Consider the following 9297-nt stretch of genomic DNA (forward strand, 5'->3'; position numbering starts at 1 on the left):
GAAATCGGCGCCGGCGAGGTCGCGCTCGATCAGCTCCGGCCATTGCCGGAGATCGACCGTCCTGCCGACGTTCCGGCGGTCGGGCGCGACGGGCGAGAGGATCAGCGCCGCGCGCAGGAAGCGGCGCCGAGCCCGCGACACGATTCCGGCCGGCACGATCCGGACACCGACGCCGACGGGAATGGGGGGATGGTTGGTGTCGTCGGGCATGCCGCCCCTCAGATCGGTTGGCAGGGGGAGAGACCGGCATCGAAGTAGTCGCGGTAGCCCGTCCAGTCGGCGCGCTGCGACCGCGAGGCAACCTTGAGGCGCGGCGGCCTCGGGGCTGGGCTTGCGGGCTTCTTGCCGGGCGTCATCGCGGCCCACTCGACGCGGGCGAAGGGCGGCAGGAGGTCGGAGGGAAGCGAGGCCGTTCCCGTTCCCTGCTGCGAGCCTATCTTGGTGCCCTGGTCGCTGCTGACCCGGACCCTGAACTCGATGTCGTCGATGCCGAGCGAGAACGAGAAGGTATAGGTCGCCTCGCCCTTGACCGGCCCGCCGCGCCCCTGCTGCTTCAGGCGCACGAAGAGCGAGGTCGAGAAGCCGAAGCAGGCGATGGAGGCGGAGCCCCGGGCCATGAACGTGCCGCCGAGTTCGGAATCCTCCGCGGTCGCGCCGATTCTGACGTAGAGCCCGAGCGTCACCTGCCCGTTGCCGCTCAAGGGGCCGAAGCCGAAGGCGAAGACGCCACCATAGTCGAACGAGCACTCGAACGACCTGAAGCCCGACTGCGTGTCCGTGACGAAGCTGAGATAGCCGCCGCCGCCGAAGATCGTCGAGGAGATCAGGAACGGCGCCTCCGGCCGGCCGATCGAGACCCGGAAGCGGGCCGGGCTGTTCTGGAACGGCAGCTCCGCGCCGGCGAACAGGACCACGTTCGAGAAGCTCAGGGTGCCGACGCCGAAGCTGCCGAGATTGACCCCGTAGGCCGCCTCGATCCCGGGCTCCTCCGCCAGGAGCCCGACCTTGAGCCCGCCCCCGCGCGGCGAGAGATAGGCCTGGAGGTCGTCCAGGAACCGCGCGTCCTTGCCGACCTCCGTCCGTCCGAACCGCACGTCGAAATCCGGCGACCGCCCCGTGCCCGCCGTGAAGGTGAGCCCGCGGAAGCCGATCGTCACCGCCTCGAAGATCCCGGGGATCAGGTTGATCTTGAACGGGCCGACCGAGCCGGTGACCGTGACTTTCGCCGGTGTGGCCGCGTCGAGCAGATCGACCTCGGCCAGGGTCTGGATCGCGAGCCTCGCGCCGCCCTCGGGCTTGAGGAAGGGGTTGCCGCCTTTCGGGAACTCGTCGAGCTCGCCGTCGAGGTCGTAGGACAACCGGGCGCGGGTGGGGATGAGTTCGCGGATGCGGGATTCGATCTCGTGGCGGAACGCCCGCAGGTCGAGGGCGCGCACGAGGGCGACGCGCAGCTGCGACGCGTCGATCCGGCCGAAGCGCTCGACCAGCTCGACGAGCGCGGGGGCCGCCCAGATCTGGCCGAGCGCGTCGAGCGCCGCGAAGACCGCGGCGGCCTTGCCGTCCTTGGCGGCGTCGCGGGCCTGCTTCGCGAGATCCTGCTCCCGCGCGAGACGGTCCTGCTTCGCGCCGCCGACCGTGTCGACGACGAAGAGATCGTCCACGCCGAGCTGCGTCTCGAGGCTGCGCAGGAGGTTGTCGACGAGCAGGGTCTCGGCCCGCGCCTTCGCGACCGCGGCCGCGATCTCGGTCCGGCGCGCCGTCACGGCCGCGTAGAACGCGACGAGGCCGTCGAGCGACGCCTGAAGGGCCGTGACGATCCCCTTGAGCGCGTCCTGGAGCCGAGCCTCGCCCTGCGCCGCCAGCCGCGTGAGCAGGTCGAGCGCGTGCTGCTCCAGGACGGCGAGGACCGTCTTGCGCAAGCTCTCGATCCGAGTGGCGACGCCGTCGAGGGCGGTCTTCGCCGCCTTCGCCGCATCCGCGAGCGCGGCGGGCTGAGCCGTGCGGATCCGGTCGGCGGCGGCGTCCAGCGCGTTGGCGAGATCCCTGAGAGCGGTCTGTTCGGTTTTGGCGGATTGGATCGCCTCGCCGATCCGGCCGGCTGCCGCCTTCAGCTCCCCGGCGACGGCGGGCAACTGCGGCTCCAGAGCGTCCCCCGCCTCCTTCAGGGCGGCCTGGACCCCCGCGAGCGCGTCCGGCGCCTTGATTGCCGTCACGGCCGCGACGGTGCGCACGCCTCCGGCCGCCAGGTCAAGCAGCGCCGCGATCGCCTCCCTGGCCTTCTGCCTGGCAGTCTGGTCGGCGGCGAGGAGCATCGGTTCGAGGGCGCCTTGCGCCTGTGCGGCCTGCCGGCCGAACGCCATGACGGCGAGCACGAGAAGCTTCTGCGCGCCCGCGAGGCGACGCATCGCGGCGGGAAGGTCGGCGCCCGAGACGACACAGCCCGTCTGGCCGCCCGCCAGCAGGGCCGAGAGTTCGCGACGGACATCGGCCAAGCCGGCGAGCGCGTCCGCGAGCGCGCCTGCCGTGGCGAAGAATGCGTCCCGGGCACGCTTGATTGCCTCCCGATCCGAACCGGACGCCGCCTGCTCCGCCTCCTGCAGCGTCTTCAACGCAGCGAGGGCGGCGCTGCTGAACGTCGCGCTGGCCGTGACCGTGCAGGCGCCGGACCCGGTCGAGGTCTTCAGGCGCCCGATGCAGGCGGCGAGCCCGTCGATGTCGTCCGCGCTCGGGAGGACGGCGTCGGCCGTCCGCGACAGGCCTTGCCGGAGGGCGGTGCACGCCGCGCCGATCTCGCCGATCCGCGCGGACTCGTCGAGCCTGGCGAGGAGCGCCGCCACGGGGGGCAGGAACTTGCTCAATTCCCGGAGGAAGGCGGCGGGATCCCTGAGGAGGACGTCCCCCGAGAGCATCCGCGCCAACTCTTCGATGCGCGCGGGCGCGGCGCTCAGGGTCCCGGCCCCGAGAACCTGGAGCAGGGGCGCGACGGCGGGGGTGACGAACCGCTCCTCGAGCCTGCCCCGCAGCGTCTCCAGCTCCCTGTCGAGCGCGCCGCCGGGGTCGAAGCCGCTGAGGGCGTCCTTGATCGGCCCGACGGCCGCGGGCAGCTGCGTGTCGGCCAGCCGCGTGACGAGGCGATCGAGCGCATCCTTCAGATCGGGATCGTCGTCGAGGTCCTTGGCGGCGGCCTCGAGCTTCGTCGTGATTGACACCGGCAGCGCGGCGAGACGCGCGCCCAGCGTGTCGACCGGCACCGTGCAGGGATTCGTCACGGCGCCGACGCACAGCGCCTCCGCCAGCGCGCCGCGCACGGCCAAGTCCACCTGCCCGGACACCTTCGCGCGCAGCGCCGCCGCCTCCGCCGGGATCGGCACGGTGACGAGGAAGCGGCGCACCGCGGCGCCCGCCTCCGCGACGAGGGGGGCGACGAGACGCCCCAGCAGCAGGCCGGGGAGCGACTTCAGGTCGTTCGTCAGGCCGCGCACCAGGGCCAGGACGGAGTCGAACCGGCTCTTCAGCTCGCGGATGATGCCGAGCTGCTGGTCGGACATCGACGCGAGCGGATCTTGCGCGATCGCGTCGAGGGTCCGGATCAGCCGCTGCCCGGCCGCCTGCGTGGCGGCGAGGTTCGCCATGAACTCCGCGTCGCTCGTGCCCGCGTTCAGGCACTTCTCGAGGCTCCCGCGCAGCGCCCCGATCGCCTCGCCGATCTGCGGGAAGGCCTTGCCGAGGCTGGCCGTCGTCGATCCCTCTCCGGCCTGCCGCGCGGCGATCTCGGCCCATTTGGCCTCGACCGCCGTGATGATGTCCTTGAGCGGCTGGATCACCGTGTCGCGCAAGAGCGCACGCGCCTCCCGCGCGCCCTCCCGCAGCGTCCGCGAGCCGTAATCCACCACCTCGCGCAGCTCGGGATGCCGGTTCGCAATCTGGCCGACCGCGACCTTCAGCAGGTCCGCCAGGGACACGAGCCCGAGCAGGCGGGCGTCGTCGGGAAGGATCGCCTTCAACGGATTCCCGGCATCGAACGGGCTCTTGCCGTCGTTGGCGGTGAGGTAGGAGGTGGCGACGGGACGGGCCTCGGGGGCGGTTTCTCCGGGCGGGAGCGGGGCTGCACTCGGCGGCGCGGCGTTGACGCTGAGGGGCCCGTAGCGCCGCGAGAGCGCGACGATGTTCATGTTGGGATGGGCGACGCCGCCGGCGAGGTTGCCCCGGCCGGCGAATTCCAATTTGTGGACCTTGTCCCGCACGACCAGGAAAGCTTCCGGGACGTTCTTCGTCTCGCCGCCCGCGATCGGGCTGTCCTCCCCGAAGCCGGCGCGGACATAGAACGGATCGTAAGCGACCGTCCGCCAGATCGGGCCGCTCCCGGAGAGCCGCTCGGCCTGGGTGAGACGGCAGGACGCCGTCGCGACGAGCGGATAGAAGGGCGGCTGGTCCCGGCCCATCATCAGAGGACTGCGGATGTAGTGGTCGTTCCGTAGCGCGTCGGGGTCGCCCGCCCGCGGCGCTGGGCTCTCGCGCCCCTCGGCCTCCACGGTCCACCAGGCGGTCTCGTAGGTGGTGTCGCCGGGGTTCGTCTCGGGGGCCATGCGCACGGGCTGGCCGCGGCGGTCGAGGCGGCGGACCGGACCGGCCCCGGCTCTGGTCCCGTCATCCGGCACCCGGTCGTTGTAATACTTCACCACCGCCGCGACGGTCGCCGGGTCGTTGGCGGCCTGGTTGTCGACGAACAGGAGCGGCAGGCGCAGCGGCACGGCCTCGCCGGTGACGCGCATCTCGAACCAGACCTCGGCGCCGGCACGGCCGGCGACCCGGGGCCAGAAGCAGAGGCCGGTGGCGCCGGGCCCGGTGAAGGTCAGCCGCCCGCTCGCCAGGACATCCTCGACCTCGAGCGGCCCGCCGGGGCAGTCCGCTGTCCCGCGCAGGTCCGCGACGGGATCGATGAGATCCGGCGTCGTGAGCGTGAGGATCTCGAGCTCCTGGCAGGACCAGCGCCGGCTGCGGTTGGGCTGGCCCTCGGCGGGGTAGGTCTTGACCGGGTCCCCGACCTTCAGGAACTTGCGCTGGATCAGGACGGCGGTCGGTGCGCCGTCGCCCGCGTCGACGATCAGCCTCTCGGTGAGCTTGACGAGGCTGGCGGTGTGACCGAGCGGGAACAGGAAGCCCTTGTAGACCACCTCGACGACGACATCGCGGCCGAGCACCGTGCGCTGGCGCCAGCGCTCGACCGAGAAGGCATCGAACAGGTTGCCCGCCTTCGTGCGCGCGGTGGCCGGCGGGACGAAGGTCGTGTCGAGGTTGATCGACCCGCCCAGCGCGCTGAGCGACAGCTCCGTCACCGACAGTGGTCGCGGCTGGTAGATCGCCGTCCAGTCCCGCAGGTCCGCTCCCGCGAGCTGCCCGTCCCCGGTGGTGCGCTCGATGTCGCGCAGGCGGAAGCCCGGCGGCGGCTCGATCTGGCTGCCCTTCGTGTCGAGGGCGCCCCCGGCCTTCCAGCGCCCGGCGACGGGCAGGCCGTGCACCGAGCTCAGGGCCACGACCTCGTGCCGGTCGTAGGCGTCGAGGCCCGTGAGGAAGCGTTGCTCCTCGAGCTCGGCGAGGTCGCTGCGCGTCCCGAGCCCGCGCCGGATCGCCCAAGGCTTCCACGGCCCGCGCGGGGGCGAGCCCGGCCCATCCGTCGACAGCAGGGCCGCTGGCCGGAAGTCGGGCGACCAGACGGCGCGCACGCCCGCGTCCTCGCCCACGTCGACGAGGCTCGCCGTCCAGAGCGGCTGGACCTCCGCGAGGGCGGCCCCGGCCGGCGCGATCGCGCGCCGGACGGCGGCCGACGGCGTCTTCCAGGTCGCCGTCTGGGCGGGCGACAGGAACAGGCGGGCGGGAAGCTCAAGGGCGGTCTCGAACGGGCCCGGCTCGTGGCGGGACGCCTCGTAGACCTCGGCGAGCCGCTCGGCCGCGCTCACGCGGCTGACGTTGCGGTTCTCCCGCCCCAGATCCTTGGCGTCGGCGGCGCGGGTGGGCCGGTCGGCGCGGGTGAAGCCCTGGAAGGTCAGGATCGCGGCGTCGTCGGCGAGAACCTCGCGCTGCCAGCGCGGCGGCAGGCGACCGGAGAGGGGCAGCGCCATGAGCCGCTCCGCCCGGCGCACCACCGCCATGTCCATGCTGGCCCAGTTGGTCAGCCCCTCGAGCGAGAACGGGATCGCTCCTCCCGCCCGCTCGCCCTCGTGGTCGTCGGGATTGATGCGGAACACGATCCGGCTCGGGCCCGACAGACGCGCCTCGGCGGGAAGCGGGATCCGCCCCGCGGGGGAGATCGAGTCCCTGACGAACTGCAGCAAGTCCGGACCCAGCAGGGCCTTATTCCGCGTGAGCCAGTCGCGACCGCGGTAATCGGCGGCGGCCGGATCCGGCTTCTGCGCCGTGTCGCCCGCCACCAGTGCCTCGTAGCGCCGGTGATAGGCGTGACGGAAGGCGGCGAAGCCGGCATCACGACGGTCCTTCTCGCGCAGGATCGCATCCTGGGCGGCCACGTCCAAGTCCCGGTCGGGCTTGCACAGATCCTCGGGCTTGGAGAGTCCCGCCTCCGTGAGCACGCGCTGGCGCACGTCCCGCAGCAGCGTCACGTCCGGCCAGAGCGGCTCGGGCTCGACCGGGGGCCTGACGAGATCGCGCCAGATCGCCTCGGCGAGCCGCCGCGCATCCGGATCGAGGAAAGTCGACCCGGCATAGAGCCGCTGTTCCTTGGGCAGTGTCCGGGCGGCGGCCGCCTCGGCGAACCGCTCGATCAGCGTCTTGACGGCCGCCCGCTTGCCGGAAACGTCGTTGAGGGCCTGAAGGGCCTTGCGGGCCTCGATGCGCTGGGAGGCCAGCGTCCCGTCCACCGGGAGGCCGCGCCACCGCTTCGGCCGGCCAAGGAGCGCCAAGTGGGCTGCGAACGCTTCCGCGTCCTTGGCCGGCACGAGCTCCGGCAACGTGACGGGCTCGGGGAGTTGGCGGAAGACCGCCTGCTCCAAGACGTGCTGCGGTGGGAACTCCACGGCGAGCAGCGGCCGCGCGTCGCGGGACGGGATCGGGCGCACGCCGGCATCGGGCTGCGCCGCCCGGGCCGGCGAGCGGCCGCCGCGTGGGGCGAGGCGCGCCTGCGACCCGCCGGCGCCGCGCCAGGGCAGGGTCAGCACGAGATCGGCGAACCGGAACTTGAGCGCGAGCAGGTCGTCGGGCCGGATGACCGTGAGGCGGGCGCGGTCGAGGGCGAGTTCGCCGTGGCTCGGGACCGGACCCGGCAGGCCGAGGGGGATGACCGCGTCCGCCGAGCCCGGATGCGGTGCCTCGACGAGCGGGATGTGGAAGAACGCTTCCGCGGCGTCGAAGTCGAGCCGGGAGGTGTGCCGCTGCCGGCGGGGGCTGCCGGGGCCGGCCTCGTCGTACCGCTCGGGCAGCGGGATCGCCGCATGGGTCAGGGCGAGGCGCGCCGAGAAGCGCCGCAGGGTGCGGTCGCCCCCCGTATCGGCGGTGACGACCTCGATCGGCTCGACCCGGCCCGGGGAGCCCGGCCGCGGGCTGAGCGGCGGCAGGGCCGCGACGTCGTAGACGCCGAGGCCCGTCGCGACCCGGTGGTCCTTCGCCACGGGGGCGAAGCGGAGCCGGGTCCTGACTGGCCGGCCCGGCTCGCCCTGGCGCACGATCTCCATGTCCGCGACGTCGAAGGCCGCGTCCGCGCGCTCGGCCCCAGCCTCACGGGTGACCACCGCCACCGTCCCGATCCGGCCCTTCCCGTTCGACTGGAGGATGCAGCCGGCGACGGTCCGCTCCGGATCGCCCCAGTGGCGCAGCCTCGCCCGCAGATCCTGGGCGAGGCGGGGCGGAACGGCGTCGTCGAAGCGCACGCGCACCGCCACCGAGCCGCCGGCGCCGTCGCGGCTGCCGGCGACGAAGCCCAGGACCGGGGCGCGCCCCTGCGGGCGCTCCAAGATCGGAAACGCATCCTCGGCCTTGATGCCGCCGACGGTCCCGTAGAGGCCGAGCGTGGTGCCCCGTCCGGCCCCCGGCGGCGCTTCCGCGTCGAAGAGCAGCATGTCCGTCTTGGCACCGGTGTCCCTGTCCTCGCCCTCCCGGAACAGGCGCCGCACGTCGAGCCGGCGGAAGGTCAGGAAGACGTGCAGGATGTACAACTCGCCCGTCGCCCGGTCTTTCGGTTCCAGGCGCCAGGTAAAGTCTCTGTTGAGTTGCAGGCGGAGCGACCCCCTTCCCTCGATGCGGGGTCCGAACAGGCCTTTGAGCACGGGGCCGGCGCGGCGCTCGGGGATCTCGGCCAGGAGTCCCGTCAGAGCGGGCGCGTTGGGGTCGTGGGCGAGGAAGGTATCGAGGAGCATCCTCCCGAACGTCAGGTCCTCGCGCCCATCCCACCACCCCGTCGATGAAAGGCGGATTGTCCAGGGCGCCTGCGGCGTTGGGCGCTCGATGACGAACGTCATTGTGAACGTCCGGCCCCTCGGGTCGGGCAGCGAAGCGCTGGTGACGGTGAGGGTCCACCGGCCCGGGACGTAGCGGAGTTCCTGGATGTCGCCGCTGGTGCGCGGGACCGTGATCCCGGCTTCCTTGGCCTTGCCGGTCAGCTCGATCCGCGGGATGTTCGCGCGGTCGATCGAGAAGGTCGCGCCGTCGCCGAAGTCGCGGGTCCGCCAGGTCAGGTGTACCCGGTCGTTAGCATCGAGCAGGGCCACGGCGTCGCGGCGCCCGGCATCCTGAAAGGCGAGTCGGTAATCCGGGGAGGCCGCCTCCTGAGCCGCTCCGATCGCGCTCGTGGCGACCAAGGAGGCCGCGCCGCCGAGGACTGTACGCCTCGTGACGCGCGCAGTTGTTGATCGAGCGCACCCAGGCTCCGGCCTTGTCTCGCCTCCTCCGTCTGCCGTCATTGCCACCCCCAGCCACCTCTTGGACGCCCGCTCAGCCGAGAACCCCAAGACGATTAAACTCAAGATTACAAATCAATCTCCGGTTGGCTACGGGAATTTTGGGTGATGTAGGCAAGAGAGGATGCAACGAGAGGCCGGACGGTCGAAAGTAGGCGTAACGCGAACATCTGTTAAAATCAGCGATCTCAACAAATCCGGACGATCGCACAGAGACAAAATGTATCATTCATTAAAATTCATATTCATTGAAACATGTGATCCGCAAGTTACCCTGCAACGCCTAGAGGCTGTTATGGACCTGTCGGCCGGGTGGCTCAGATGATGGGTCATGAGCCAATCCCGGAAAGCCGACCCGTCTGATGTATCCGACGACGAATGGGCGTTGGTC

Annotated in this window: 2 protein-coding genes; both read right to left on the bottom strand. The window is 71.9% G+C overall.

Annotated elements, in window-relative coordinates; translation table 11 throughout:
- Nucleotides 1–210: hypothetical protein (locus tag MFF42_RS09675; protein WP_238255545.1), on the bottom strand; the 210-nt coding region annotated here is incomplete at its 3' end.
- Between the two features lie 8 nt (nucleotides 211–218).
- Entirely contained in the window at nucleotides 219–8807 is an 8589-nt protein-coding gene (locus MFF42_RS09680; RefSeq protein WP_238255546.1) for a hypothetical protein, read from the bottom strand.
- Between the last annotated feature and the right edge of the window lie 490 nt (nucleotides 8808–9297).

The organism is Methylorubrum podarium (assembly GCF_022179745.1).
Classification (GTDB): Bacteria; Pseudomonadota; Alphaproteobacteria; order Rhizobiales; family Beijerinckiaceae; genus Methylobacterium; species Methylobacterium podarium.